Below are 24,124 nucleotides of genomic sequence, written 5' to 3'. Positions count from 1 at the left end.
CAGACGGCTCGCGACACAGAAAACCGCCGACATTGCACCCTGCGCAATCGCAATCTCCTCGTGCGTCAACGGCAACCGGCGGCCACATGCGCGGAGCCCCGGGCAGCACTTGGGCGATCATCTGCCGGTTCGGGTGTTCGAGCAGCGGGACGAGGTGATCGGCCTCGCCCCCACCGGGCAGGCGAACCCAGTCGTTGATGACCTCGACGTTACGGCCAGAACTGCATCTGCCGCGCCCGATGCATCTGCTGTGTCTGCCATGGCCGCGCTCTCCTCGTCAGCGAATGATGTCGTAGCTGTAGTCGGTCTTCGCCACGTCGATCGTGTTGGCGTCGAGCGCTTCGAAGAACTCGTCCAGCAGCGTGACCAGCACCCGCAACGCACCTTCATAGCCCCAGGTCGGGAAGCGATGGTAATGATGGCGATCGAAGATCGGGAACACCATGCGTATCAGCGGCGTTTTGGTATCGCGCTCCAGATATTTGCCGTAGGTGTTGCCGATCAGGAAATCCACCGGCTCGGTAAACAGCAGTGAGCGCATGTGCCACAGATCGCGTTTCGGATACACCTTGCAGCCGGCGCCGTAGGGCGACGCGTCGAACAGCGCCTGCACCTTCGCGGCCCAGGTTTCGTTTCCGTTGGTCGCCAGCACGTGAGCCGGCTCGGCGCCGAGTTCCAGCAGGAACTGCGTGTAGCCCAGCATCTGGTCCGGGTCGCCGTAGAGTGCAAAGCGCTTGCCGTGCAGGTGAGCCTGGCTGTCGGCCATCGCATCGACGAGCTGGCCTCGCTCCTTCTCCAGTTGCGCCGGAATCGGCTTGCCGGTCACGCGCGAGATTTCCATCAGGAACTGATCGGTGCCCGCGACGCCAACCGGCGAGTTCAGCACCACCACTTCCTGTCCATGCTCGCCAATGAACTTGCTGGTCTTCTCGCAGCAGTATTCCTGGAACACGAAGGTCGCCTTCGCGTTCAACGCGCGCTCGACTTCCTCCTTGGTCGTGCCGCCTTCGTACATCCGGAACTCGCCGTCGGTCGGCGTATTCCACGTTTCGGATGGGTCGCAGATGATGTTCACCGTCACGCCGAACAGATCGAAGATGCGGCGAATTTCCTTCATGTTGCCGACCACGTAGCCGTCGAAGCCGCCGATGAAGTTGACGCTGTCGTCGGGCACGCGCTCAAGCGGCGTCGCTGTGCCGGCCTTGCCGTCCCAGAAGTGCCTGAGGATGCCGAGGAGCGCGTTGTCGTAGCCGGTCACGTGGCTGCCGACGAAGGCCGGCGTGTGCGCGAACGGCACGTCATAGTCTTCCGGCACGCTGCCCTTCTGCTTGCTGCTCTTGATGAGCGCGTCGAGGTCGTCGCCGATCACTTCCGCCATGCAGGTCGTGGAGACTGCGATCATGTCGGGCTTGTACAGGTTGTACGCATTTGCGAGGCCGTCGATCATGTTGTTCATGCCGCCGAACACCGCCGCGTCCTCGGTCATCGACGAGCTGACACACGAGGTCGGCTCCTTGAAGTGACGCGAGAAGTGCGAGCGGTAAAACGCTACACAGCCCTGCGAGCCATGCACAAAACTGAGCGTCTTGTGAAAGCCGTTGGCCACGTACACTGCGCCGAGCGGCTGGCAGGCCTTGGCCGGGTTGATGGTGAGCGAGTCGCGTGCAAAGTTCTTTTGCCGGTAGTCTTCGCTCTTGGTCCACTCGACGATCTGCTTGACCTGCTCGTCTGAATGGTTGAACTCGAAGTTTTCCTTTTTCGCGCGGAAAATTTTCTGGTACTCGGGCTCACGGAACAGGAATTCCTGGTCGAGAATCTGGTCTGCGGATTGGGGCACGGGATGCTCCTGATATTCAATTCAATGGCCTGCCGGCCGGTGGTCAGTCCGGTGATCGGCGCGGTGGCCGGCGCTTAGGGGTTTTTCTTCCAGGGCGCCTTGGCGAGCCCCCACACCGGGCTGGAAATGGCCATGTCCATGTCGCGCGCGAAAATGGCGTAGCCGTCGTAGCCGTGATATGGACCGGAATAGTCCCAGCTGTGCATCTGGCGAAACGGCACGCCCATCTTCTGGAACACGTACTTTTCCTTGATGCCGGAGCCGACCAGATCGGGCTGGACCTGTTCGACGAACCTCTCAAACTCGTAGCCGGTCACGTCGTCGTAAATCAGCGTGCCGTCCTTCACGTAGTGCGTGGTGCGCTGATAGTCGTCGTTGTGGCCGAATTCGTAGCCGGTGCCGACCACGTTCATGCCGAGGTCTTCGTAGGCGCCGATCACGTGGCGCGGACGCAGGCCGCCAACGAACAGCATCACGGTCTTATCCTGCAGGCGCGCTCTGAACTTCGCGTTCACCGCATCGACCAGGGGACGATACTTGGCGATCACCCTCTCCGCGTTGGCTTTGATGGTGTCGTCGAAGTGGCTGGCGATCTCGCGCAGGCTCTTCTCGATCATCGACGGGCCGAAGAAGTTGTATTCCGCCCACGGAATGCAGTACTTCTCTTCCATGTGCCGGCTGATATAGTTCATCGAGCGGTAGCAATGCAGCAAATTGAGCTTGGCCTTGGGCGTATTCTCGAGCTCGGCGATCGAACCGTCGCCCGACCATTGCGCGATCACGCGCAGGCCGATCTCTTCGAGCAGAATCCGGCTCGACCAGGCATCGCCGCCGATGTTGTAATCGCCGATGATCGCAACATCATAAGGCGTCGAAACAAATTCGGGCCGCTTGTCCGGATCGGCCTTGTCGAATATCCAGTCTCGAATCGCATCGTTAGCCAGATGGTGGCCCAGCGACTGGCTGACGCCGCGAAAACCTTCGCAGCGCACCGGCAAAATGGTGTGCCCTTCATACTGCGCACTCTTCTTCTTCGAGACGGCCTCGATGTCGTCGCCGATCAGGCCGATCGGGCATTCACTCTGGATCGAGATGCCCTTGTTCAGCGGAAACAGTTCCTGAATCTCGTCGATGATCTTGTCGAGCTTCTTGTCGCCGCCGAAGACGATGTCCTTTTCCTGGAAGTCCGACGTGAACTGCATCGTCACGAAGGTGTCGATACCGGTAGTGCCGATGTAGTAGTTGCGACGCGCGGCCCACGAGTACTGGCCGCAACCGACCGGACCATGACTGATGTGGATCATGTCCTTGATGGGCCCCCAGACCACGCCCTTCGAGCCGGCGTACGCGCAACCGCGAATCGTCATCACGCCCGGCAATGACTTGATGTTTGATTTCACGCCACAGTCGGGCTTGCCGTCCTCGAAGGTGCCCAAATGCTTGGCGCGCCGTTTGGCCATCTTCTCCGGATAGGCCTTCAGCACTTCATCGATCAGGGCCTTGTTCGCGGCCTTGCGCTCTTCAACAGTGACGCTCATGGGGGAATGCTCCATAGGGTGAGTATCAAGCCTGGCAGCGGGTGGCCGGCATGGCCCGGTTCATCGCGTGAAGAAGAACACCGGGCCGCGCACAGCGGTGCTCGCTTAGGCGGTCAGTTCCGCTGCAGGCTTGCCGACTTGCGATTCGTCGATGGACGTCATGATTCCGTGCTCCATTAACAGGTCTTCCAGTTGATCCATCGTGATCGGCGTCGGGATCGTGCCGTTGCCCGCGTTGTTGTGCACCTTGGTGGCGAGCTGGCGATACTCTTCCGCCTGTTTGGATTCGGGCGCGAACTCGATCACCGTCATGCGGCGCAGCTCGGCGTGCTGCACGATGTTATCGCGCGGCACGAAGTGGATCAGCTTCGAACCGAGCATCTTCGCCAGCGCTTCGGCGAGTTCGAGTTCCTTGTCGGTCTGACGCTCGTTGCACACGAGCCCGCCGATCCGCACACCGCCGCTGTTCGCGTATTTCAGAATGCCCTTTGAAATGTTGTTGGCCGCATACATGGCCATCATTTCGCCGGACATCACAATGTAGATTTCCTGCGCCTTGTTCTCACGAATCGGCATTGCGAAACCGCCGCACACCACGTCGCCGAGCACGTCGTACGACACGTAGTCCACGCCGTCATAGGCGCCGTTTTCTTCGAGGAAGTTGATCGACGTGATGACGCCACGGCCCGCGCAGCCGACGCCCGGTTCCGGACCGCCGGACTCCACGCAACGAATGTTGCGGTAACCGATCTTCATCACGTCCTCGAGTTCGAGGTCCTCCACCGAGCCGGCTTCGGCCGCTAGCGACAGGATGGTGTCCTGCGCCTTTGCATGCAGGATCAGGCGAGTAGAGTCCGCCTTGGGATCGCAGCCGACGATCAGGATCTTCTGCCCGAGTTCAGTCAGGGCTGCCAGGGTGTTCTGCGAGGTGGTCGACTTGCCGATACCGCCTTTACCGTAGAAAGCGATTTGCCGAAGTTTAGACATTGCATTTCTCCATTCAGGAAGAAGGGTTGAAACCAGGGTTGCGTAACCGCGACCATGTCAGCCTGTCGTGCCTGTATGGGTCTTCTTATATCGAGTCACGCATCGGCCGGACCTGTGTCCGCGCTGGACTCCAAACGCAGCTTCTGTGCCACGTCACCAGCGGTACTGCGACGCGTCCGCCCCGCCGCGCTGCGGCGGTTGGTACGGGACTTTTGCGGACTCCTCTTCTGTCTTGTCGATTTCGCGACAAACCACGCGAACTTCGTCGCCAATGAAACCATTCGGGCGCGTTTGTCGTGCGATTTCTGTCGCATTGGCCTGCGTGCAGCCGGACAATCGCCGGGTTGCGGCCTGGTTCGGTTATTGCGTTGATCGCGCCATGGACACACCAGCCACCCAAGCTTCGCGACCCGTGCCGCGCGAGACGCACTTCGACCGTCTAGGCGGCGAGACCGCCGTCATCCGCCTGGTCGACGCGTTCTATCGGCACATGGATACGCGGGCCGACGCGCAGCGCATTCGCGCGATGCATCACCCGGACCTGTCTTCGACGAAGGCCGTGCTGGTGCTGTATCTGTGCGAATGGCTCGGCGCCGACAAGCGGTACTCGGCACAGCGCGGCCAACCACGGCTGCGCACGCGTCATGCCGCATTCGCGATCGGCACCGCCGAACGGGATGCGTGGCTAGCTTGCATGCGCGCCGCGTTCGACGAGACGGGTGTCGATCCGGTGCTACGCGATGAACTGATGCAGGCCTTTTTCAAAATCGCCGACCGGATGCGCAATACGCAGACGTGAATCCCTCTTCAACGCTGTTTAACCCAAGGATCTGTGATGACCGAAACGCTCGCGCACAAGGAGATCGACGACACCGCGTTCGCCCGTCTCGAACATGAAGGCCGTCTGCTCAACCCGGTTCTCAAGGGGCTGACGAACAGGCTCGACCGGGTCGGCTTCCGCGGCGAACTTGCGCTGCGGTTTGCCCCAAAGCTCGCCGACGAAGCGCGGCCGCCGGAGCTGACCTGCGATCAGGTGATGGCATGCGCGACGATCGGCCATAAGCACTTGCCGTTCTTCGCCGGGTATCTGTTGAGCTTCGAGCATCTGAAGGACGTGGCCGAGGTGCTCAGCGACACGCTCTCGGCGGACGGCAAGTACTTTCTGTTTTGCGACAACATCGACCTGAGCAAGCGATATCAGGTGCCGTACAAGGGCGCGATGTTCTATGTGCTGCCGATTCTCGAGTCCACCGTCTACAACGAGATGCTCGAACTGCTGTACCTCGAGAAGAACGAATTGAAGAAAAAGGACTCAGGCGGCAAGCTGGATGCGGTAGCGGACGCGGCCATCAAGTTCGACGTGACCTTCGAGACGATCACCTACAGCGAAGGACTTGAATTGATGGGGCCGGTGCGCAACCCCAACGAGAACCGGCCCGTCTGAGGCTCGGGTCCCTGCGGCCGCCGCCCGCGCGGCTGCGCCAACCGATGTTCCCTTGCACCCGAACGCGACCATGATCATGCACACTGACACTGCTTTCGTCGTCCGCGAACGCCTGGCCTCGCGCGTTGTCCGGAACGCCGATGCACAACTCGATACGATCGTGCCCGCCGCACTTTCCACCTGGCTGGCGTACCACGGCTTCCCTGCTCCGCATTCGCGCTGCGTGAACGGCGAAACCCCGTTGATGCGCGCCGCGCAGCATGGCGAGGACGCGGTGGTCGAAGCGTTGCTCGCACTCGGCGCACGCGCCGACGCGCTCGATGACGACGGCAACCATGCGCTCTGGTTCGCGTGCCTGCACGGCGGCCCCGCGACCATCCTGCGGTTGATCGACGCCGGCGCGCCGATCGACCATGTGAACGACGACGACATCACATGCCTGATGCAAGCAGCCGCGAGCGGTCGCCTCGACGTCCTGCAGATGCTGCTTGCGCATGGGGCGAACGCAGAACTGTGCGCACCGGATGGCCGCAGCGCGCTCGACATGGCAGCCGACCTCGGGCTGCAACTGCTGCTTGCTTTCGGATGACAGGCTTTGTTAGCGAGTCTTAAGAGGGACGTGCGTCGCGCGACCAGCGAAGTCGGTCCACTGATCAGTCGAAAAATCGTATAGTTTGCAGCCTCGTGCGGTGTCGAAGTACCAACGCCACGAAAACCGCTGCACGACGATCCGTTCCGGAAGCATCGCTTCGAGGGTTCGCTGAGCACCGACGAGCCCGTATAGAGGGAGAGTCATGTCGACGTGATGCGCGGTGTGCTCCATGATGTGATGAAACAGCGCGCCAAAACGCCAGCGAAAGGTCAAGTGCACCGTCGTGGATACGAACGGATCCGAACGCCCCCATTTCGCGCGATCGTCGTACCAGCGGATTTGCGGATGCGTGTGGTGCGCGTACACGACGAAACCCACCATCGCGCACCAGAACAGGAACGGCACCCCGAACCCGCATGCGATTGACGGGACCACCCCCCGCTGCGTCGCGCGAGCGATCCACGCGAGCGCGCCGATCCACACCAGTGCGAACACCGATACCAGCGTGCAGTCACGGAAGAACACGAGGCGCCGCGTCGGCATTGCGGCCCGCGACGGGAAAAACATCTTCGTCCACCAAATTTCGATCATGTAGTAGAGACCAGGCGCCCAGCCGCTGCGATAGATACGTTCCAGTGCGCGCCGTGGCCCACTCAAGGCGCGATATTCCTGGATCGTCAGCGGTGCCCATACAAAATCGACGCCTTTCAGGTTCGTGTAGCCGTGATGCACCACGTTGTGACCCACTTGCCACAGGCTGTACGGCGTGAGCGACGGCAGGAAGGCGATCCGGCCCAGCCAGCGGTTGAGCGTGCGGTGCCGGGTCAGGCTCTCATGACATGCGTCGTGACCGATGACGAAGAGCCGTCCGATGACGAAGCCCGCCATGCATCCGAATACGGTCTTCAGCACGAACCCGTGCGCGAACACGCTCGCGGCGAGCGCACACAATAGCAAAACGTAGTCGAACACGAGCAGCAGAAGCGCGTAGGCGGTGCGGCGTTCGGCGAACGGTGTCAGCCACGAGCGGATGACCTTGCGATGGGGCAATGGCTCATTGGCGGGAACGGGGTGATTCGGACTGTTCATGAAGAAGACCGGTAGAGCGGTGCAGCACAACACTACGCACGCGGCCGACGGCTGCATGCCGTGTCCGCGATGATGTGACCAGACAGTTTCGCGCTGGTGGCGAGTCAGCGCGACATCATGTTCATGCTGACATTGTGCATTACCCAGATCGTGCCGAAGATCAGGAACAGCGCGGCGAGCGCGGTGTAGCATAACGCCAGCCCGTTCCAGCGCTGGCCGCGCGACAGGTCGAGATGCAGGAACGTCACCAGTTGCACGACGATCTGCACGAACGCCAGCAACGCGAGCGCCATAATCGCGGAGCCGGACGGCAGCAACCGTTGCGTGACGATCGAGAACGAGCCAGCAGTCAGCGCCACGGCAAGCACGAAACCGGTGATATAACCGGCGACGTCACCACGCGAGGCGGTCGTGGACGTCGAGTGTGAATGGACCATTTAGAGCATGCTCCCGAGATAGACAAACGAAAACACGCAGATCCACACGATGTCGAGGAAGTGCCAGAAGAGGCTCAGGCATGTCAGACTCGTGAGGTCGCGACCGGACAGTTCAGGCGAGCGGACGACATGCACGACGAGCACGGCCATCCAGACGAGGCCGGCTGTCACGTGCAGGCCGTGGGTGCCAACCAGCGTGAAGAACGACGACAGGAAGGCGCTGCGACTGGGCCCGGCACCGTCGGCGACCAGGTGCGAGAACTCGCGCAGCTCTAACGCGAGGAACAGCGCGCCAAGCACGAACGTCACGAGGAGCCAGCCGATCACGGCACCACGCCCCTGGCGCTGCGCGCCGAGCATCGCGAAGCCGTAGGTGGTGCTGCTCAGCAGCAGCACGCCGGTTTGAAGTGCGACACCGGGGATGTCGAACAGGTCCCGTCCGGACGGTCCACCCGCGAACTGGTGCGCCATTACGGCGAACACGGCGAACAGCGACGCGAACAGCATGCAGTCGGTCATCAGGTACAGCCAGAAGCCGAACACGGTGGGCGTTGGGCCGTGGTCAGCGCTCGACCTGCCGTGATGGACGAGTAATGCAGGTTGCGTCATGGATCAGGTCTCCGCGGATTCGGGTAATTCAAGGGCGGCCGGAGTGGGTGCGCTGCCGCGTCGTGCTTCGATTTCGCGCACGCGCGAGGCCGGAATCACGTAGCCATGGTCGTCGCGGAAGCTACGCGCAATCAGCGCGGCGACGATCGCGACGAAGGCCAGCACGGCGAGCCACGTGATGTGCCAGACGCCGGCGAAGCCGAGCACGAGGCTGAATGCGCCGATCAGGAACCCGTCCGCGGTGTTCGACGGTAGGTGGATGTCCTCGTAATGCGCCAGTGCGGCATTTGCTGCGCCGCTTTCCTTCATGTGCGCGAACGCGTCGAGCTGGTGGACGACCGGTATGCGCGCGAAGTTGTAGACAGCGGGCGGCGACGCGGTGGCCCATTCGAGCGTGCGGCCGTTCCACGGGTCGCCCGTCAGGTCGCCGTATTCCGGCTCGTTGCGATGGATCACGCTCACGACGACCTGGGCGATCTGGTGCACGACACCGAGTGCGATCAGCACCACGCCGCATGCGGCGACGAACAGCCAGGGATGCCAGGTCGGGTTGTCGTAGTGATTCAGGCGCCGGGTCATGCCCATGAAGCCGAGCACGTAGAGCGGCACGAACGACACGTAGAAGCCGACGAACCAGCACCAGAACGCCCGCTTGCCGAGCTTCTCGTTAAGCTTGAAGCCGAACGCCTTCGGGAACCAGTAATGGAAGCCCGCGAGATAGCCGAACACGACGCCGCCTATGATCGCGTTGTGAAAGTGCGCGATCAGGAACAGGCTGTTGTGCAGCACGAAGTCCACGCCCGGGATCGCCATCATCACGCCCGTCATGCCGCCGATCGTGAACGTGACCATGAAGCCGATCGTCCAGAGCACGGGTGCGGTGAACTCGATGCGACCGCGGTACATCGTGAACAGCCAGTTGAAGATTTTCACGCCCGTGGGGATCGCGATGACCATCGTCATAATGCCGAAGAACGCGTTGACGTCCGCGCCGGAACCCATCGTGAAGAAGTGGTGCGCCCACACGAGGAATGCGAGCACCGTGATCGCGCACGACGCGTAGACCATCGTTCTGTAGCCAAACAGCGGTTTCTTCGCGAAGGTCGCGATCACTTCCGAGTAGATGCCGAACGCGGGCAGCACGAGGATGTACACCTCCGGGTGGCCCCACGCCCAGATCAGGTTCAGGTACAGCATCGCGTTGCCGCCGAGCTCATTTGTGAAAAAGTGCATGCCTGCGTAGCGGTCGAGGCCGAGCAGTGCGAGCGTCACGGTTAGGATCGGGAACGTTGCCATGATCAGCACGTTCGAGCACAGCGCGGTCCACGTGAACACCGGCATCTTCATCAGCGTCATGCCGGGCGCGCGCAGCTTGACGATCGTCACGAAGAAGTTGATCGCGGTAATTAGCGTACCGACGCCGGAGAGCTGCAGACTCCAGATGTAGTAGTCGACCCCGACGCCGGGACTGAACTGCAGCTCCGACAGCGGTGGATACGCGAGCCAGCCGACCTGCGCGAACTCGCCGAACACGAGCGACAGATTGATCAGGATCGCGCTGATCGCCGTCATCCAGAAGCTCAGCGAATTCAGGAACGGGAAGGCGACGTCGCGCGCGCCGATCTGCAGCGGCACGACAAGATTGAAGAGGCCGACCATCAGCGCCATCGCCATGAAGAAGATCATGATGACACCGTGCGCGGTGAATATCTGGTCGTAGTGGTGCGGCGGCAGGTAACCGGGGCCGTGAAACGCGATCGCGAGCTGAAGCCGCATCATTACGGCGTCGACAAAACCGCGCACGAGCATCAGCACCGCGACGATGATGTACATGATGCCGATCTTCTTGTGATCGACGCTTGTCAGCCACTCGGTCCAGAGCCACTTCCAGCGGCCGAGCTTCGTGAGCGTGACGATGACCGCCAGCACGATGAGCGCCATGAACGCGGCCGCGCCCATGATGACCGGCTGATCGAACGGAATCGCGCCGGGCGTGAGTTTTCCAAACATGGCTTACTCCGTGGTCTGCGTGCGACAGGCGGCGTCGCGGAAGGCCGTGACGTTGCCGTTGTTGTATCGGGCAACGATGTTGCGGAACAGGTGCTGGTCGATCGATGAGAAGTAGCGTACCGACTGCTTCTCGCTCGGCTTCGCGACTTCGGCGTATTCGTCCATGCTCAGGCGGTCCGGCGAAGCCTTGACCTTGCGCACCCATGCGTCGAAGTCGGTGGTGCTCGTCGCGAGCGTGCGGAACTTCATGTCGGCGAATCCCTTGCCGCTGAAGTTGGCGGACATGCCTTCGAAATTTCCCGGTGCATCCGCGATCAGGTGCAGACGGGTCTGCATGCCGACCATTGCATACACCTGGGTGCCGAGTTGCGGGATGAAGAATGAGTTCATCACCGAGTCCGACGTGATCCGGAAATTCACCGGCGTATCGACTGGCACGGCGAGCTGGTTCACCGACGCAATGCCGAGGTCCGGGTAGATGAAGAGCCACTTCCAGTCGAGCGCGACCACCTCGACGTCGATCGGCTTCACGCTCGACTGCAGCGGCCGGTACGGGTCGAGCTCATGCGTGGTGCGCCACGTCAGGATACCGAGGTACAGGATGATCAGGGCGGGGATCGTCCAGACGACGATCTCGATCGCCGTCGAGTGCGCCCATTTGGGTGCATAGACCGCGTGACGGTTCGACGCACGGTAGCGCCACGCGAAGAACAGCGTCAGCAGGATCACCGGGATCACGACGATCAGCATCGCCCACGTGGCGGTGGCGATCAGCGACTTCTCGGCCGCGCCGACGCTCCCTTTAGGATCAAGTACAGTCAGGTCACATCCCGATAGACAGGCGCTCAATGTCGTGACGATGGCTATCGACCGTTTCCTTAAGGCTTTTCTGTCTGTCATAGTTGTTAAGTCCGGGTTGTGGCACTTTCGACCTGAAGCTGGCTTGACGCATGCGGCATCACACTCGCAGCGTCATGGTCCGACAACCGGCCAGCTTTGTGATTGATGTCGATCAAGGACGAACAAAGCGGCGGGGTGCGGTGCACTGACGCAGTGCGCCGCTGAGTGCGCGTTCCACCACATCGAGTGGCTGGATGCGATTGACAGCCTGCTGAACGTCGGTAGCAAAGTCCTGTACGCCGAAGCTCGCTCGGTTGAAGCCGAGGCGCGCGAGTGGTGAAAGCGTTTTGGTGCTGACGGTTCGCGGATCAATTTCGATGGCAAGTTCTGCGTCGATCGAGAACGCGAAGCGGTTCTGCAGTTGCTGGACAAGCTCTTCGAGTTCGGCAACAGGGAAGAAGGTCGGCGTTCCATCTCCCAGATGCAGCTGCACGGTTCGCCGGTCAGGTCCGAGATGTGACGCGACCAGGTCCATCTCACGAACGAGGTAGCTCAGATATCTAGCGCTGCAGCCATGGTCGTGCGTAATGACCTTGTTGCATGCGCAGAAGTAGCAGAGTGATCTGCGTGCCGTTCGGCGGCTGCAGCCAGTCCGGCAATGGCTGCGAAATCGGTGTCTCCGGGTGCGAGAAACATCCTGGGTACCAGTCAATGCGGTTGAAGGCCAATAGTCCGGCCTCAAGGCTCCCGCTATCTCGACATTCCTACGCGTGACCCGATGTCGCATCTTGACTTCGGGATCGGGACCGGTTGATCCTGCGCAAGGGCAGCCCTGATTTGCGCGTCGACAATTCCCCGCATACGTCAACAAGGGGAAAGCGATGAAGCACATGATTAAGGCCGTCATGATCGTGGCAAGCCTGTGCACTACCGGTTTGTTCGAAGTGCTGGCATACGCGGATGACGTAAGCGCGAACGGAAGCACGATGGCAGGCCAGGTGCCGGCGGATGGGATCCACGCCGGTGACGTGCTCGTGCGTCTGCGTGCCATCTCGATCGAGCCCGAAGTACACACCAGCGGCACGTTGTCGTCGCTCGGCGTGGGTGTCAATAACGCACTCGTGCCGGAGATGGATCTGACCTATATGATCCGCGACGCGATCGGCATCGAGCTGATTCTCGCCACCTCGCGGCACCACGTGACGTCTGGCCTCGGCGATCTAGGTGGCGTGAACGTGCTGCCACCGACGCTGCTGCTGCAATATCACTTCAACCATGCTGGCATGATCCGACCGTATGTCGGCGCGGGGGTCAACTACACGTACTTCTACAACGACGGCCTGAGCGCGGGCTCCGAAGGCATCCAGGTGTCACGCAGCAGCTTCGGTCCGGCGGTGCAGGCTGGCGTCGACGTGCAGATCACGAAGACCGTCTTTCTCAACGCGGATATCAAGAAGATCTGGATGCACACGGACGCCTCGCTCGGCGATAGTTCGTTGGGCCGGCTGGACATCGACCCACTGGTACTGGGAATAGGCGTCGGGATGAAGTTCTAGCGAGCGCGCAATGACAGACCACAGCTCGCACCAACGGGCGATCCGCTGCGCCCCATCCACCTGAAACGGAGATCTGATCACTATGCCCCTGTACGACTACCGCTGCGCGGCCTGCGGCCACGCATTCGAAACGCTGGTGCGCGCCGGCCACACGCCCGTCTGCCCGCAATGCGGCGGCACCGCGCTGGACAAGCAGGTCAGCGCGCCGGCCTCGCCCGGCAAGAGCCGCGCGATCATCTCCCGCGCGCGGCGTCAGGCGGCGCGCGAAGGGCACCTCAGCAACTATTCGCCGGCCGAGCGCCGCAAGCTGCTGCGCTGAGCCCAACGGGGAATCGCGCTGTCGATGTATATGAACCTCGAGGGCGCCTACGGGATGGCACTCAGTCTCACCGTCTTGATGGCCGGCACGCTGGATCGGGCCACCGCCGACAGCCTGCTGGAACGCGCGAAGGGCATCTGCCCGTATCTCGACGCGTGGCTTCGCAACATTGCGTCAGCACGGCCGCCCTCGCGCTCGAGCGCTTCGATGACCACGACGGAAACGTCCTGCGCATGCAGTACGCGCGCCAGCGCGAGGCCGAGTTGCCTGCAGCAGGGTCGCGCCGGCGGCAACGCCGTAGGTCTTGCCCGAAGGCAGTACGGTCAATGTGGTCATGACGGCGATCTTGATAAAGGGCTACGGATAAAGAACGATGGATAGCGGCCACGCTTCACGCGGCCAGTGCGGGTTGCATGGCATCCACCAACGCTTCGGCGAACCCGCCCAGCGGCATCGCGATGCACGTGATGCCCTGCTCTTCGAGAATGCGCGCCTCCATACGCGTCGGTTCGTCGGGCAGCCTCACAGATAAATGGCAGCGCCGGCGCCCACGTTGGTCGCGGTGTCTTTCAGCGTCTTGACGATGTACTTGACCTGGTCGGTGTCGAGTAGCGTGTGCAGCGGCAGCGCCAGCGCGCGATCGCCGATGCGCTCGGTGTCGGGCAACAGGCCGCTCTTGCGGCCGATCGCATCGCCCGCGTTCATGTAGTGGAACTGCTGATGCAGCGGATGGCTGTAGGCCACCGTCTCAATGCCGCAAGATTTCATGTCGTCGATCATCTGGGCGCGCGCGCTCTGCGTAAAACGCTTGCCCAAATGCACAACATAGAGCATCCAGTGCACTTCTTCGACGTCCTCGGCCACGTAGGCCGGCTTGATCCCTTCGAAGCTTTGCATCGCTTCGTGATACCAGGTCTCGACCTGCTTTCGCTGCGCGAGGCGCGTGTCGAGTTCGGCAAGTTGCGCGAGACCGAGCGCGGCGGTCAGATCACTGATGCCCGCCTGCAGCGGCACCCGCGAGCCGACCGAGACGGACGCGCGGTCCGTGACGCGCCGCTCGCGCAGATAGCGCAGTTCATGGGCGAGTTCGTGATCGTCGGTGACGAGCATGCCGCCCGCTCCTGTGCACAGCGCGGACGGGCTGGAGAAGTCGAACACCGATACGTCGCCGAAACAGCCGACGTTGCGGCCCCGGTAGCGCGAGCCCAACGCCTCAGTACTGTCTTCGATCAGCCGCAAGCGCTGCGCGTCGGCCAATTCGCGCAGCAGCGCCCACGCGGCCGGGTGGCCGTTGGTATTGCCGGCGAGGATCGCGCGCGTGCGAGGGCCGATCTTCTGCGCGGCTTTTTCGGCGCTCAGACAACCGCTCCAGTAGTCGATGTCGGCGAACACCGGCACGGCTCCCGCCAGCGTGATCGCCTGCGCCACCTGATGCCAGGTGTGCGACGCGCAGACCACCTCGTCTCCCGGGCCGATCCCCGTCGCGCGCAACGCAATCCAGGTGGCGAGCGTGCCGCTCGCGACCGCGACCGCATACTCCCGGCCAACCCAGCCCGCAAACGCGCGCTCGAACGAATGAAGCATCGACCCGTCGCTCCAACGCGAGGATTGCAGCACCGCGTTGACGAGATCGATCTCGCGCGCCGCGCAAGCCGGTTCACTCAACGCGATCTCATTGATTTTCATGCGCCTTGTCCTCAGTCAGGATCAACGCATCGACCTCTTCAGGCCGCTGCGTGATGGTCCTGTAATACCCGGCCGATATCGCGAAATAGATACTGCGCACACCGAACCGGAGCGCTGCTGTCTCGTCGCGCATCACCGTTGCGCTGACATGCATTGTGCGGACCTCGGGATAACGTTCGTGCCATTGCGCGGCGGCGTCGCGTAGCGTCGGTGCCGTGCGGAGCAGGTCCGCCGCGAAGTCCAATTGCTCGGCGTTCAGGCTCATCTCACTCCTCCACGCCAGCAATGCGCCGCGCTTCGACCGTGATGGGCAGTGGCGTATCGTCGGCCATCGCGGGCAATTCGAGTTGCCAGCCGTTCGCGAGCGTGACGAGACCGCCCCACATCCCGGGCTGCACCATCGCGACAATGGGCTCTTCCAGGTCCTTCTTTGGCACGTAGGCGCTCAGCGCGCCCTTGCTGTCCTTGCGGATCATGACTTTCATGGTTGCGGACTCCGGGGATTGATGACAGGTTCAAACCAGGTTCAAGCGGGATGCGGTGCTTCCTCCAGCAGTGGACGAAGCAACCGCGGTGGATGGGCGAGCACGTACTCAATGAACACGTGGACGGCCGGCAGCGCGCACCGCAGCCGCCGCTCCAGTGCGTCACGCAGCGCGGTGCGCGCGCCGGCCGAGTGCACGAGATCGCGTACTTCGGCGACCGGCATCAATACGCCCGTCTCGTTGTTGGCCGCCATCAGCGAGACCGCCGCGACGTCAGGTCCAATCAGCGCGGCGGCGCTGTCGAGGTCCAGCGTCCCGTCGGGCCGTACGGCGACGTAGTCGACCGCAACGCCGCGTGCAGCCAGCGCACGCGCCAGCTTCAGGTGCGCCGGATGTTCGATCGCGCTGAATACGCCACGGTGCCGGCCCTCCGGCGCCGCCGCGTGCAGCCCGCACACGGCCAGGTGATTGGCTTCGGTGGCGCCGCTGGCGAAGATCAACTCTGCGGGCTTGCAACCGAGCGCTCGCGCGATCGTCGCGCGGGCCGCAGCGAGCGTGCCCTTCGCCTGCTGCCCGACGGCATGCTGCGACGACGCGTTGCCCCACACATCCGTCAGGATGGACAGCATCGCCTGCCACGGCGGAGGCTGGCGGCATGGTCGCGTTGTGGTCGAGATAGATCGACGCCCGGCTCCGTTAATTTGCTTCACGGCCAGAACACGCATTCGCGATCGATGCACAGCGTGTCCAGCAGCTCGGCCAGATCGGTGCTCTCATGCTGGGGCATCCATCGGTGCGACGCATGATCGCGCGCGCTCAGGTGCCAAATACCGTCTTCATCGCGCGTGAGCCAGGCTATGTCGATCAGCCCGCCATTCGCGTCGACATTGCGGGAGCAGCACGGGCTCTCGACACGGAACCCCTGCCCGTCGCGCAGCACGCGCGGCAGCACATAGCGGTAGCGGGTACGCTCGCGCAACGCTTGCTCGATCTGGCGCTGGGTCAGGTCGAACGGGCGGCCCGCGCGCAAACCGTCGCGCGGCGGCGCCGCTTCTGGCGCGCTCGCCTGAACCGTCATGACATGGCTCCTTCTTCGGGTAGCAGGCCGGCGGGTGCGGGCGCAATTTCATTCTCCGTGCATCCGACGACACAGTTGCCGAACTGCACCAGATAGACCGGCTCGCCGCTCTCAACCACCTGCCCGACGTTGACGATTTCGCCGACCGTACCCGCCTCGGCCAGACAATCGTCCTGGCCGCGCTCCGGAAAGCTGCCGTCGTTGCACAGGTCATCCAGCGCGATCACGCGCCTGCCCCACTGATAAGCAGGCTGAACCGGTTCGATACTCATGCTGACGGCTCCTGCGGTTGCGACGTTTCCGGCTGGACCCGCGTGCCGATCTTGTGCAGCGCTTCGGCCCGCTCGCCCAAGCCTTGCAGCACGTCGTCCGGCAGGTTGTCGAGCGTGCATAGCTCTTTCGCGCGCATGCCGACACGGTGGCCGCTCTCGACGAAATACACCGCGTAGATATAGAACTGCTGAAGGAAGGTGTCGATGCTGGTGACGTAGCCAATCTCGCCCTTGTTCACCAGCACTTCGCCGATGTCCTTGCCTTTGTAGGTGCCGTCGTTGCGGATCACCGCGCGTGCGATCACGCGCTCGCCGTAGTTGAAGCGCGGGGGAAACGCGACCTCGATCAGGTCGTCGTCGCGGTTGATGTCAGCCATGCTTCACTCCTGCTGATCGTTGCGTCTGTCCGGTGGTCATCAGGTTCGCGACCTCGCCCGACTGCCGGCGCAGTCGAGCGGGCCGCCCTGCCAGTGGCGCGGTGCAATGTCGCCGCCTGGTACGCGCACGTTCTGTACGCTCATGGTTGCGTACCCGTCCAGCCGCGCGTCGGATACGCACTCAACGCATCCATTGCATCGTCGGACCCGACGCTGGTCTCATGACGATCCAAGACCTGCGAAAGCAGCGCGCCCCCCACCCGGTCTTCGGGATCGAGCCGGCGCAATTCGCGCAGTAGCATGCGCGCTTCTTCAAAGTCGCCGAGACGCATGTTGAGGTACGCGAGGCCCTTCAGCGTGAACAGATAAAAACGCGCGGCCGCGTCATAACGCGTGGTCACGATCGCGGCCGCAAGTGGTTCGTCGCCGAGATCTGAGCCCAGCGCGGTGCGGGCGACCGCCAGCGCGTCTTCGCCGATCGCACGCGCCTGCGCCAATTGATGGCCGTAGAAGTAAAAGCGGTACAGCGCGATCAACGGCACCGGATGGCGCGGCGCGGCGGCGCGGGCGCGTTGCAACAGCGCGAGCGCCTCGTCGGGGCGCTCGCGCAATCGACCCGCCTCGGCGATCAATGCATTGACGCCCGACGGCAAGCCGCCGCCAATCGCGCTCTGCGCAAACGCGGTCATTACGTCGTCGAGGGCACGGTCGCCGGACTCCATCGCCATCGCTCCTCTTCAGGAGATCCGACGCGGCAGCGGCGGCCGCCCGCGGCCAATCGCGCTGACATCGATGGTCGCCACGCCCGGCGGCGCCGACTCCGCACTGCTGCTGCAACCACAAGCGGCCTGGTTCGGATTGAAGAAGATCAGGCCGGACTGGGTTGGCGTGTCGGCGAAATCGATCGTTATGCCTTCGAGCATCAGCCGGCTCTCAGCCGGCAGGAATACGCGCAGGCCGTTGATGTCGAGTTCCTGTTCGCCTGGTTGCAGCGCCGGCTCGGCGGTGAATTTCGCGGTATAGCCGGAACAGCCGCCGGCGCTCACCACCAGACGAAAGCCGGCCCCAGCCGGCAGGCCCGAAAAGCGCACGATACGACGCATGAACTTCTCGGCGGCACTCGTAACAGTTACGTTGGACAGCATGATGCGTAGTCTCCTGATGGATGAATGGCCGGCCCGGCCACGAGCCAGACTCAAACCTGAACGATGCAGCCGTCCACGGGACACACGGCGACGCACTGCGGGTCGTCGAAGTGGCCTTCGCATTCGGTGCATTTCTTGGGGTCGATCGCGAACACGCCGCCTTTCTCGCTGATCGCGACATTGGGGCATTCGGGTTCGCAGGCCGAGCATCCCGTACAGGTGGACGCAATAATCTTCAGAGGCATGGAGGCTCTCCTGTTGTCCTGTCTGGAAGGGTGTGGGGGTGTCACGCCGCTGAGGCTGACGAGGTGTAAGCACCCTGGCGGATCGAAGCATCGCCGCGGTCCCGGTGCACGATGGCGCCGCTGGCGATGCGACTGCGGTAGTCGTTGAACCAAGCAAGCACCGCTTTTTCGATAAATTCGCCGACGTACTGATCGACCGGCTCGATGCCCGCTTGCGCCAGTTCGTCTTTCGGGCAGGCGCCGATCTTCGCGACCAGCACTGCGTGGCAGTCGTGGAGCGCGCGCACGACCGACGGTAGTTGCTCGTCGTCGCCGTAACCGCCCCGGCAATACAGGTCCACCCGGCGATGGCCGACGAACAGCGCGTCGGCTGCCGAGACCTCGAAGATCTGAAACTCCGTGACGTGGCCGAAGTGCTCGTTGACCCGGCCGCCGCCCTTCGTTGCGACCGCGACCAGCGCCTTCATGTCGTCGGCGACGTCGATCTCACGAGAGACAGCCAGCGCTTCTTGCTTCGCGTCGTGCTGCGCCTGACGCTCGGCTTCGACGCGCTTCTGGTATTCACGGCGGCGGTCGAGGTCGTAGACCACTTCCATCTGCTCGATCTTGTCGAGCGTGAAATCCTCGCTGCGGTCCTCGCCCAGCAGGCCAACCGCATCCGCGCGGCACTGGCGGCAATGACGCATCAGGTTGGCGCCGCCCATGCAGGCGTCCTGCACGGCCTTGAGTTCCTGCGCAGTCGGTCCGCGCTGGCCGCTCAGGCCAAAGTGAGTGCCGTGCTCGGGCTCCGAAATCAGCGGCATGATGTTATGCAGGAACGCGCCGCGTTTCTTGACGTCGCGGTTGACCTCGATCAGGTGCTCCTCGTTGATGCCGGGAATCAGCACCGAGTTGATCTTGGTCAGCACGCCGCGTGCGGTGAGCATCTCGAGACCCTTCATCTGCCGGTCATGAAGGATGCGGGCTGCTTCGTAACCGGTCACGCGCCTGTGCTTCCAGAAAATCCACGGATAGATTTTCTCGCCCACCGCCGGGTCGACCATGTTGATGGTGATTGTCACGTGGTCGATGTTGTACTTGCAGATTTCGTCCACGAGGTCGGGCAACGCCAGGCCATTGGTCGACAGGCACAGCTTGATGTCCGGCGCCTGTTCCTGCAGCATCCGGAACGTCTCGAAGGTCTTCTTCGGGCTCGCCAGCGAATCACCGGGACCGGCGATGCCAAGCACCGTCATCTGTGGAATCTCGCTTGCGACCGCCACGACCTTCTTCACTGCCTGTTGCGGCGTTAGCTTCTGAGAGACCACGCCGGGACGCGACTCGTTCGCGCAGTCGTATTTGCGGTTGCAGTAGTTGCACTGGACGTTGCAAGCCGGCGCCACCGCCACATGCATGCGCGCATAGTGATGATGGGCTTCTTCCGAGTAGCATGGGTGATTCTTGACCTTCTCCCAGATGTCCGGCGGCATGTCGTCGAGACTACCCGACGCGCCGCAACTGGCCCTACCCTCGCCACCGTGCGTGCCGCAGCCGCCACCGGTGGACGGGTCTTCGATCTTCACGCCGAGCGGTTTAATCTGCCCGATGCTGATATAGGCCGCTGCGGGCAAGTCGCTCGCATTTGAACTCGCTTGCATGGATATCTCCTCGCAACCAACGGCGGCCGCGCGCAAGCCATAGAGCCAGATCCATGCCACTCGACAAGAGCGCCAGGAATCAACGGGTTAGGATATATTTCGCAGTTCTGTTTGATCCCGGCGCGCGACGTATCCCTACAATTTCGTTGCGTCGTGTCGGTGTTGCGACAAATCTCACACGACCCGGACAGCATGTTCTGAACCAGCGAGATGGACCCGCACAAACCAGATCAATCGTTCGCGTTCACCCTCCGGCTTCCCCGGCTTGCGATGTCGCGAACGTGTGGTCGTCCGCTGCTGCTCGTCACGCGAAAGACCCGTAGCGCTCAGGCCGCGCAGTTGCCCGTCCGGTTCGGCCAGCACCACAAAGGCGCGCCGCCACTCCATCGTCTGCACAAGCTAGTTCAGGGACTCGCGCAAGGCTTTCGCCACATCGAGCGACGAAACCAGCGTCTTGCTCACCTCGTAGACGCCGTCCAACGCTTGCCGGGCAACGCTTGCCTGAATGTTCACGATTGACTTCCCCTTCGTGCGCTGCGCGCTTTCGATGTACCAGCGCAAGGCGCACGATCGACCCAAAGACACAGCGTTTGAAGTAAGCGCATTTCCACGCCTGACGATTCAGCCATCGCGCATGTCAATCCAGCGCGCGTAACGACAAATCCGACAAAAGAACGGCGGCAATCCTCACTCGTCGGGCGCATCGACACAAAAACAACAGCGAAACAACAGCGGCCCAGTTGAAAGAGGCCACTAGAGCGTGAAAATCCACTGGCATAGAAGTTGCCCTGAAGGTCGCATTACCCCGCTTTCAGGAGCCTGCAATGTCGGATTTCCAACGCGTGAATACCGGCCTCCATCCGCGCGGCTTCAACCCCGTGCATCTGGGTCATGCCGCCACCACGCCGGTCGATCCGCGCGTGATCAGACGCATGCTGCCTTACCTGACCGAGATGTACGGCAATCCCGCCAGCCGTTCGCATGCCTACGGCTGGGTCGGCGAAGAAGCGGTGGAACTGGCCCGCGAGCAGGTCAGCTCGCTCGTCAACGGGGACCCGCACGAGATTGTCTGGACCTCGTGGAGCTCCGGCCGCGCATGCGGATCGCGCGCCAAATGCACGGCGGCGTCCACGAGCGCGGCATGCGCTCGGGGACGTTGTGCACGCATCAGATCGTCGAGGAACTGCCATTGCCGCCGGTCGAGATCCACTGCTCGATTCTCGCGCCGAGGACGCGATCAAGGCGGTCGTGTCTGACTTTCGCTCGCGCCAGACGATTCGAGGCGCAGCAGCCGACGACCTGTAACTCGCCGAGCAACCGACCTGCTCGTCTAACCCGAAGTGAGTCCATTCAAGCCTGAGAGGAACCTCCATGGAAACGCTCACCCAACCGGCTGCCGCCACACCCGGCGTCATGCCCGACCTACTCGAATTCACGCCTCAGGCTGCTGCGAAAGTGGCCTCGCTGATCGAGGAAGAAGGCAATCCCAACCTGAAGCTGCGGCTGTACGTATCCGGCGGCGGGTGTTCGGGCTTGCAGTACGGCTTCGCGTTCGACGACCAGGTGGCGGACGACGACATGCAGACCGTCACGGACGGCGTCACGCTGCTGGTCGATTCGATGAGCCAGCAATACCTGCCCGGCGCGCGCGTCGACTACGAAGACAGCCTGGAAGGTTCGCGCTTCGTCATTCACAACCCCAATGCGCAGAGCACCTGTGGCTGCGGCAGTTCATTTTCCGTGTGAGGCAATCATGAAATCTCACTGACTGGCGTCTCCCGACGACGAGGAGAACAACCAGTTTGACAATGCGTGGGGCCTTGACACGCAATCGCGTCGCGCGTACTGCGTGAACCTGCGCGACGCCGACCTGACGATCGAACTGCCGCCACATACGCGCGAGCTCGCGCGTGAGCATTGAGGGCATGCGTCCTTAGCGCTGTGCGGCCTCTTCAAGCGCCATAGCGGTCATCGCTGCGCTGATAGCCGCCGCCCGTGTTTATCTTCCCGCATCGCCGTCGCTATGGATAGCCAATCCCTACAGCGTTTGCATCGCGCCGACCGCGTCCGCACGTCCTGGCTGACCACGCCCATCGCATCGCGCATCGCTTTCTGCAGCGCCGTGTTCATCGCTACACCTGGCTGTTCGAAACAGGACATTCGCGACAGGTCTTCGTTGGAACCGCTTCATCACAGCGCCAGCGAACACTGGAAAGCCCCGCGGCAAGCGGCTATTCGCACTAACCGTGCATGGCGCAGTACTTGCAAACCGTATGTTCAAATGCCTAAAGGACAACTTCCCGTGTCGAATCCGATCATCAACGACACCACACTGCGCGACGGCGAACAGACCGCTGGCGTCGCATTCACGGTTGCCGAAAAATGCGCGATTGCCGAGGCGCTCTCAAGCGCCGGCGTACCCGAACTGGAAATCGGTATCCCCGCGATGGGTGCCGAGGAAATCGATTGCATCCAGACCATCGTCGCGCTGAATCTCGACGCCGATCTGATGGTCTGGGGCCGTCTCACCGACGCGGACCTGGCGTCGGCCTTGTGCTGCAATCCCGACATCATTCACCTGTCGATTCCCGTGTCCGATATCCACCTTCAACACAAATTGCACCAGCCGCGCTCGTGGGTGCTCGCGCAGGTGAATCGCGTGATCAGCGCCGCCGTCAAGAGCGGCCGCAAGGTTTCGCTGGGCGCGGAGGATGCCTCGCGCGCGGACCCCTCGTTCCTTGCCGACGTGGCGCGGCACGCGCAACAGTGCGGTGCGCAACGCATCCGCTTTGCGGACACGCTCGGCGTCCTCGATCCTTTTTCGACCTATGAAGCGATTGCGCGATTGCACGACGCGGTCGATCTGGAAATCGAAATCCACGCGCACAACGACCTCGGGCTCGCGACCGCGAACACCCTTGCCGCACTGCGCGCCGGCGCAACCCACTCCAACACCACTGTCAATGGTCTCGGCGAACGCGCCGGAAACGCCGCGCTGGAGGAAATTGTGATGGGCGTGCGCCATATCATGGGTCGCAACACCGGCGTCGACACGACCGCGCTATTGAGCATCTCGCGGCTTGTCGAACGGGCTTCAGGACGCCCGGTCGCGCTGAACAAAAGCATTGTCGGCGCCAGCGTATTCACGCACGAGTCCGGCATCCACACAGACGGGCTCGCGAAGAATGCATCGACCTACGAAAGCTTCGATCCCGCCGAACTCGGTCGCGAACGCTCGGTCGTGCTCGGCAAGCATTCGGGTTCGCAAAGCGTGCGCCGGGCTTATGACGCGCTCGGCCTGGCCGTCAGTGAAAAGCTGCTCGTGCTGCTGCTGACCCGGATCCGCCACCATGCCGCCCAGCACAAGCAAACGCCCAGCGCCGCCGACCTGTATCGCTTCCTGATCGAGTTGCGCTACACCGTCGGAGAATTGTCATGAGCGGCGCTGTGGTCGGCTTCACGAAGTGCGTCGCGAAACCCGAACAGTCGGGCACGACGGCGCCGTGCGCCACCAGCGGCGCCTGCGACAAGTACTTCGCCGAGCCGACGCTCTGTCCATACCTATCCTCATCCGCTTGCAAGGAGTAAACGCGATGGAAAGCTTTGTCCAGCAACTCAAGGCGCTGTCCTCAGCCGAGGACTTCCTGCAGTTCTTCGGCATTCCGTTCGACCAGAAGGTCGTCAACGTGAGTCGACTGCACATCCTCAAGCGCTTCTTTCAGTACATCCAGCAACAGGACGCGCTGCCGGAAGGCGACGAACCCGCCCTGTTCGCGTCATATCACGCGCTGCTGCTGAAGGCTTACGGCGACTTCGTCACCTCCACGCCGGCGCAGGAAAAAGTGTTCAAGGTGTTCCGGGACACAAATGGGCGACAGCACGTTTCACTCGACAGTCTGCGCGCGTCGCTGCCCCCGCGCACCCTTGCCTGACAGGTGGAG

The 24,124-nt window shown here is 62.5% G+C and carries 28 protein-coding genes and 4 pseudogenes; 11 read left to right on the top strand and 21 right to left on the bottom strand.

The window, feature by feature from the left end:
* Positions 1-277 precede the first annotated feature (277 nt).
* From nifK to nifH, 3 genes are all read right to left on the bottom strand, one after another.
* Positions 278-1,837 (bottom strand): nitrogenase molybdenum-iron protein subunit beta, encoded by a 1,560-nt coding sequence (nifK, locus tag OKW26_RS23050; RefSeq protein ID WP_429355336.1) that lies wholly within the window; start codon positions 1,835-1,837, stop codon positions 278-280.
* Positions 1,838-1,911: 74 nt separating this feature from the next.
* On the bottom strand, positions 1,912-3,375 hold the full coding sequence (nifD, locus tag OKW26_RS23045) for a nitrogenase molybdenum-iron protein alpha chain (RefSeq protein WP_184010370.1): 1,464 nt from the start codon (positions 3,373-3,375) through the stop codon (positions 1,912-1,914).
* Between the two features lie 105 nt (positions 3,376-3,480).
* On the bottom strand, positions 3,481-4,362 hold the full coding sequence (gene nifH / locus OKW26_RS23040) for a nitrogenase iron protein (RefSeq protein ID WP_018423167.1): 882 nt from the start codon (positions 4,360-4,362) through the stop codon (positions 3,481-3,483).
* A 379-nt stretch (positions 4,363-4,741) separates the two neighbouring features.
* On the opposite strand from nifH, the gene OKW26_RS23035 reads away from it, so the two are divergent.
* The 3 genes from OKW26_RS23035 (at position 4,742) to OKW26_RS23025 (ending at position 6,395) form a co-directional block, all read left to right on the top strand.
* On the top strand, positions 4,742-5,161 hold the full coding sequence (locus OKW26_RS23035) for a group II truncated hemoglobin (RefSeq protein ID WP_026226291.1): 420 nt from the start codon (positions 4,742-4,744) through the stop codon (positions 5,159-5,161).
* Between the two features lie 36 nt (positions 5,162-5,197).
* Positions 5,198-5,806, top strand: a complete 609-nt coding sequence (locus OKW26_RS23030; protein WP_187615860.1) for a hypothetical protein — start codon at positions 5,198-5,200, stop codon at positions 5,804-5,806.
* Between the two features lie 70 nt (positions 5,807-5,876).
* Positions 5,877-6,395 carry an ankyrin repeat domain-containing protein gene (locus tag OKW26_RS23025; protein WP_429355335.1) on the top strand — a complete coding sequence of 173 codons (519 nt, stop codon included), beginning with the start codon at positions 5,877-5,879 and terminating at the stop codon, positions 6,393-6,395.
* A 9-nt stretch (positions 6,396-6,404) separates the two neighbouring features.
* Here OKW26_RS23025 and OKW26_RS23020 read toward each other — a convergent pair whose 3' ends face one another.
* The 6 genes and pseudogenes from OKW26_RS23020 to OKW26_RS22995 all read right to left on the bottom strand — a co-directional run.
* Positions 6,405-7,544 (bottom strand): fatty acid desaturase, encoded by a 1,140-nt coding sequence (locus OKW26_RS23020; protein ID WP_429355334.1) that lies wholly within the window; start codon positions 7,542-7,544, stop codon positions 6,405-6,407.
* A gap of 47 nt (positions 7,545-7,591) precedes the next feature.
* Positions 7,592-7,924 (bottom strand): cytochrome o ubiquinol oxidase subunit IV, encoded by a 333-nt coding sequence (gene cyoD, locus OKW26_RS23015; RefSeq protein ID WP_184072336.1) that lies wholly within the window; start codon positions 7,922-7,924, stop codon positions 7,592-7,594.
* A complete protein-coding gene (gene cyoC, locus OKW26_RS23010; RefSeq protein ID WP_429355333.1) occupies positions 7,925-8,533 on the bottom strand; it encodes a cytochrome o ubiquinol oxidase subunit III in 609 nt (202 codons plus the stop codon).
* A gap of 3 nt (positions 8,534-8,536) precedes the next feature.
* Entirely contained in the window at positions 8,537-10,543 is a 2,007-nt protein-coding gene (gene cyoB, locus OKW26_RS23005) for a cytochrome o ubiquinol oxidase subunit I (RefSeq protein WP_429355332.1), read from the bottom strand.
* A 3-nt stretch (positions 10,544-10,546) separates the two neighbouring features.
* A complete protein-coding gene (cyoA, locus tag OKW26_RS23000) occupies positions 10,547-11,443 on the bottom strand; it encodes a ubiquinol oxidase subunit II (RefSeq protein ID WP_429355331.1) in 897 nt (298 codons plus the stop codon).
* A 154-nt stretch (positions 11,444-11,597) separates the two neighbouring features.
* A pseudogene (locus OKW26_RS22995) lies at positions 11,598-12,170 on the bottom strand (radical SAM protein); the annotation flags it as partial.
* Positions 12,171-12,264: 94 nt separating this feature from the next.
* On the opposite strand from OKW26_RS22995, the gene OKW26_RS22990 reads away from it, so the two are divergent.
* The 3 genes from OKW26_RS22990 to OKW26_RS22980 all read left to right on the top strand — a co-directional run bounded on the left by OKW26_RS22990 (position 12,265) and on the right by OKW26_RS22980 (position 13,639).
* Positions 12,265-12,939: an OmpW/AlkL family protein gene (locus OKW26_RS22990; protein WP_429355330.1), complete on the top strand. Its 675-nt coding sequence runs from the start codon at positions 12,265-12,267 to the stop codon at positions 12,937-12,939.
* A gap of 82 nt (positions 12,940-13,021) precedes the next feature.
* Positions 13,022-13,258, top strand: coding sequence for an FmdB family zinc ribbon protein (locus tag OKW26_RS22985; RefSeq protein ID WP_090811320.1), 237 nt, complete (start codon positions 13,022-13,024; stop codon positions 13,256-13,258).
* 24 nt (positions 13,259-13,282) lie between these two features.
* The gene (locus tag OKW26_RS22980) at positions 13,283-13,639 is read left to right on the top strand and encodes a hypothetical protein (protein ID WP_429355329.1); all 357 of its coding nucleotides are present in this window, start codon (positions 13,283-13,285) and stop codon (positions 13,637-13,639) included.
* A gap of 10 nt (positions 13,640-13,649) precedes the next feature.
* Here OKW26_RS22980 and OKW26_RS22975 read toward each other — a convergent pair.
* The 12 genes and pseudogenes from OKW26_RS22975 to nifB form a co-directional block, all read right to left on the bottom strand.
* Positions 13,650-13,778, bottom strand: a pseudogene (locus OKW26_RS22975) (SIR2 family protein); the annotation flags it as partial.
* Between the two features lie 2 nt (positions 13,779-13,780).
* Positions 13,781-14,944 (bottom strand): DegT/DnrJ/EryC1/StrS family aminotransferase, encoded by a 1,164-nt coding sequence (locus OKW26_RS22970; RefSeq protein WP_429355328.1) that lies wholly within the window; start codon positions 14,942-14,944, stop codon positions 13,781-13,783.
* Entirely contained in the window at positions 14,931-15,209 is a 279-nt protein-coding gene (locus tag OKW26_RS22965; protein ID WP_429355327.1) for a hypothetical protein, read from the bottom strand. Before OKW26_RS22965 ends, OKW26_RS22970 begins: the two co-directional genes overlap by 14 nt.
* Before the next feature lies 1 nt (position 15,210).
* Positions 15,211-15,429: a putative nitrogen fixation protein NifT gene (gene nifT, locus OKW26_RS22960; protein WP_184062972.1), complete on the bottom strand. Its 219-nt coding sequence runs from the start codon at positions 15,427-15,429 to the stop codon at positions 15,211-15,213.
* A gap of 176 nt (positions 15,430-15,605) precedes the next feature.
* Positions 15,606-16,086, bottom strand: a pseudogene (locus OKW26_RS22955) (aminotransferase class V-fold PLP-dependent enzyme); the annotation flags it as partial.
* A gap of 49 nt (positions 16,087-16,135) precedes the next feature.
* Positions 16,136-16,507, bottom strand: a complete 372-nt coding sequence (locus OKW26_RS22950) for a hypothetical protein (RefSeq protein ID WP_429355326.1) — start codon at positions 16,505-16,507, stop codon at positions 16,136-16,138.
* Complete coding sequence (locus OKW26_RS22945; RefSeq protein WP_429355325.1) at positions 16,504-16,779, bottom strand: nitrogen fixation protein NifZ; 276 nt, start codon at positions 16,777-16,779, stop codon at positions 16,504-16,506. The genes OKW26_RS22950 and OKW26_RS22945 overlap by 4 nt, the downstream gene beginning before the upstream one ends.
* Positions 16,776-17,156 (bottom strand): nitrogen fixation protein NifZ, encoded by a 381-nt coding sequence (locus OKW26_RS22940; RefSeq protein ID WP_429355324.1) that lies wholly within the window; start codon positions 17,154-17,156, stop codon positions 16,776-16,778. Before OKW26_RS22940 ends, OKW26_RS22945 begins: the two co-directional genes overlap by 4 nt.
* Positions 17,157-17,296: 140 nt before the next feature.
* Positions 17,297-17,878, bottom strand: coding sequence for a hypothetical protein (locus OKW26_RS22935; RefSeq protein WP_429355323.1), 582 nt, complete (start codon positions 17,876-17,878; stop codon positions 17,297-17,299).
* 15 nt (positions 17,879-17,893) lie between these two features.
* The gene (locus tag OKW26_RS22930) at positions 17,894-18,301 is read right to left on the bottom strand and encodes a HesB/IscA family protein (protein ID WP_429355322.1); all 408 of its coding nucleotides are present in this window, start codon (positions 18,299-18,301) and stop codon (positions 17,894-17,896) included.
* Between the two features lie 50 nt (positions 18,302-18,351).
* The gene (locus tag OKW26_RS22925; RefSeq protein WP_026226294.1) at positions 18,352-18,546 is read right to left on the bottom strand and encodes a 4Fe-4S binding protein; all 195 of its coding nucleotides are present in this window, start codon (positions 18,544-18,546) and stop codon (positions 18,352-18,354) included.
* A 41-nt stretch (positions 18,547-18,587) separates the two neighbouring features.
* Positions 18,588-20,183 (bottom strand): nitrogenase cofactor biosynthesis protein NifB, encoded by a 1,596-nt coding sequence (nifB, locus tag OKW26_RS22920; RefSeq protein ID WP_429355321.1) that lies wholly within the window; start codon positions 20,181-20,183, stop codon positions 18,588-18,590.
* Positions 20,184-21,007: 824 nt separating this feature from the next.
* Here nifB and OKW26_RS22915 point away from each other — a divergent pair.
* The 5 genes and pseudogenes from OKW26_RS22915 to nifW all read left to right on the top strand — a co-directional run.
* A pseudogene (locus OKW26_RS22915) lies at positions 21,008-21,262 on the top strand (aminotransferase class V-fold PLP-dependent enzyme); the annotation flags it as partial.
* Between the two features lie 292 nt (positions 21,263-21,554).
* Entirely contained in the window at positions 21,555-21,929 is a 375-nt protein-coding gene (gene erpA / locus OKW26_RS22910; protein WP_429355320.1) for an iron-sulfur cluster insertion protein ErpA, read from the top strand.
* A gap of 556 nt (positions 21,930-22,485) precedes the next feature.
* Positions 22,486-23,622 (top strand): homocitrate synthase, encoded by a 1,137-nt coding sequence (gene nifV / locus OKW26_RS22905; RefSeq protein WP_429355319.1) that lies wholly within the window; start codon positions 22,486-22,488, stop codon positions 23,620-23,622.
* A complete protein-coding gene (locus OKW26_RS22900) occupies positions 23,619-23,771 on the top strand; it encodes a hypothetical protein (protein ID WP_429355318.1) in 153 nt (50 codons plus the stop codon). Before nifV ends, OKW26_RS22900 begins: the two co-directional genes overlap by 4 nt.
* Before the next feature lie 5 nt (positions 23,772-23,776).
* The gene (nifW, locus tag OKW26_RS22895) at positions 23,777-24,115 is read left to right on the top strand and encodes a nitrogenase stabilizing/protective protein NifW (RefSeq protein WP_429355317.1); all 339 of its coding nucleotides are present in this window, start codon (positions 23,777-23,779) and stop codon (positions 24,113-24,115) included.
* Positions 24,116-24,124 lie beyond the last annotated feature (9 nt).

The organism is Paraburkholderia sp. 32, assembly GCF_050435345.1.
GTDB classification, from domain to species: Bacteria; Pseudomonadota; Gammaproteobacteria; order Burkholderiales; family Burkholderiaceae; genus Paraburkholderia; species Paraburkholderia tuberum.
Note: the sequence above shows the minus strand (reverse complement) of the source record. Positions and strands in the feature narration are given on the sequence as shown.

What these genes read in the sequence shown, in the direction of transcription:
- nifB (WP_429355321.1), bottom strand. Translation starts at nt 20,183, where the DNA reads ATGCAAGCGAGTTCAAATGCGAGCGACTTGCCCGCAGCGGCCTATATC.
- OKW26_RS22945 (WP_429355325.1), bottom strand. Translation starts at nt 16,779, where the DNA reads ATGAGTATCGAACCGGTTCAGCCTGCTTATCAGTGGGGCAGGCGCGTG.
- nifD (WP_184010370.1), bottom strand. Translation starts at nt 3,375, where the DNA reads ATGAGCGTCACTGTTGAAGAGCGCAAGGCCGCGAACAAGGCCCTGATC.
- OKW26_RS23035 (WP_026226291.1), top strand. Translation starts at nt 4,742, where the DNA reads ATGGACACACCAGCCACCCAAGCTTCGCGACCCGTGCCGCGCGAGACG.
- OKW26_RS22900 (WP_429355318.1), top strand. Translation starts at nt 23,619, where the DNA reads ATGAGCGGCGCTGTGGTCGGCTTCACGAAGTGCGTCGCGAAACCCGAA.
- erpA (WP_429355320.1), top strand. Translation starts at nt 21,555, where the DNA reads ATGGAAACGCTCACCCAACCGGCTGCCGCCACACCCGGCGTCATGCCC.
- cyoA (WP_429355331.1), bottom strand. Translation starts at nt 11,443, where the DNA reads ATGACAGACAGAAAAGCCTTAAGGAAACGGTCGATAGCCATCGTCACG.
- nifH (WP_018423167.1), bottom strand. Translation starts at nt 4,362, where the DNA reads ATGTCTAAACTTCGGCAAATCGCTTTCTACGGTAAAGGCGGTATCGGC.
- OKW26_RS22930 (WP_429355322.1), bottom strand. Translation starts at nt 18,301, where the DNA reads ATGCTGTCCAACGTAACTGTTACGAGTGCCGCCGAGAAGTTCATGCGT.
- OKW26_RS23030 (WP_187615860.1), top strand. Translation starts at nt 5,198, where the DNA reads ATGACCGAAACGCTCGCGCACAAGGAGATCGACGACACCGCGTTCGCC.
- OKW26_RS22935 (WP_429355323.1), bottom strand. Translation starts at nt 17,878, where the DNA reads ATGGAGTCCGGCGACCGTGCCCTCGACGACGTAATGACCGCGTTTGCG.
- OKW26_RS22950 (WP_429355326.1), bottom strand. Translation starts at nt 16,507, where the DNA reads ATGACGGTTCAGGCGAGCGCGCCAGAAGCGGCGCCGCCGCGCGACGGT.
- OKW26_RS22965 (WP_429355327.1), bottom strand. Translation starts at nt 15,209, where the DNA reads ATGAGCCTGAACGCCGAGCAATTGGACTTCGCGGCGGACCTGCTCCGC.
- OKW26_RS23025 (WP_429355335.1), top strand. Translation starts at nt 5,877, where the DNA reads ATGATCATGCACACTGACACTGCTTTCGTCGTCCGCGAACGCCTGGCC.
- nifT (WP_184062972.1), bottom strand. Translation starts at nt 15,429, where the DNA reads ATGAAAGTCATGATCCGCAAGGACAGCAAGGGCGCGCTGAGCGCCTAC.
- OKW26_RS22980 (WP_429355329.1), top strand. Translation starts at nt 13,283, where the DNA reads ATGTATATGAACCTCGAGGGCGCCTACGGGATGGCACTCAGTCTCACC.
- cyoD (WP_184072336.1), bottom strand. Translation starts at nt 7,924, where the DNA reads ATGGTCCATTCACACTCGACGTCCACGACCGCCTCGCGTGGTGACGTC.
- OKW26_RS22985 (WP_090811320.1), top strand. Translation starts at nt 13,022, where the DNA reads ATGCCCCTGTACGACTACCGCTGCGCGGCCTGCGGCCACGCATTCGAA.
- OKW26_RS22970 (WP_429355328.1), bottom strand. Translation starts at nt 14,944, where the DNA reads ATGAAAATCAATGAGATCGCGTTGAGTGAACCGGCTTGCGCGGCGCGC.
- OKW26_RS22940 (WP_429355324.1), bottom strand. Translation starts at nt 17,156, where the DNA reads ATGGCTGACATCAACCGCGACGACGACCTGATCGAGGTCGCGTTTCCC.
- OKW26_RS22925 (WP_026226294.1), bottom strand. Translation starts at nt 18,546, where the DNA reads ATGCCTCTGAAGATTATTGCGTCCACCTGTACGGGATGCTCGGCCTGC.
- cyoB (WP_429355332.1), bottom strand. Translation starts at nt 10,543, where the DNA reads ATGTTTGGAAAACTCACGCCCGGCGCGATTCCGTTCGATCAGCCGGTC.
- OKW26_RS22990 (WP_429355330.1), top strand. Translation starts at nt 12,265, where the DNA reads ATGAAGCACATGATTAAGGCCGTCATGATCGTGGCAAGCCTGTGCACT.
- OKW26_RS23020 (WP_429355334.1), bottom strand. Translation starts at nt 7,544, where the DNA reads ATGCAGCCGTCGGCCGCGTGCGTAGTGTTGTGCTGCACCGCTCTACCG.
- nifW (WP_429355317.1), top strand. Translation starts at nt 23,777, where the DNA reads ATGGAAAGCTTTGTCCAGCAACTCAAGGCGCTGTCCTCAGCCGAGGAC.
- cyoC (WP_429355333.1), bottom strand. Translation starts at nt 8,533, where the DNA reads ATGACGCAACCTGCATTACTCGTCCATCACGGCAGGTCGAGCGCTGAC.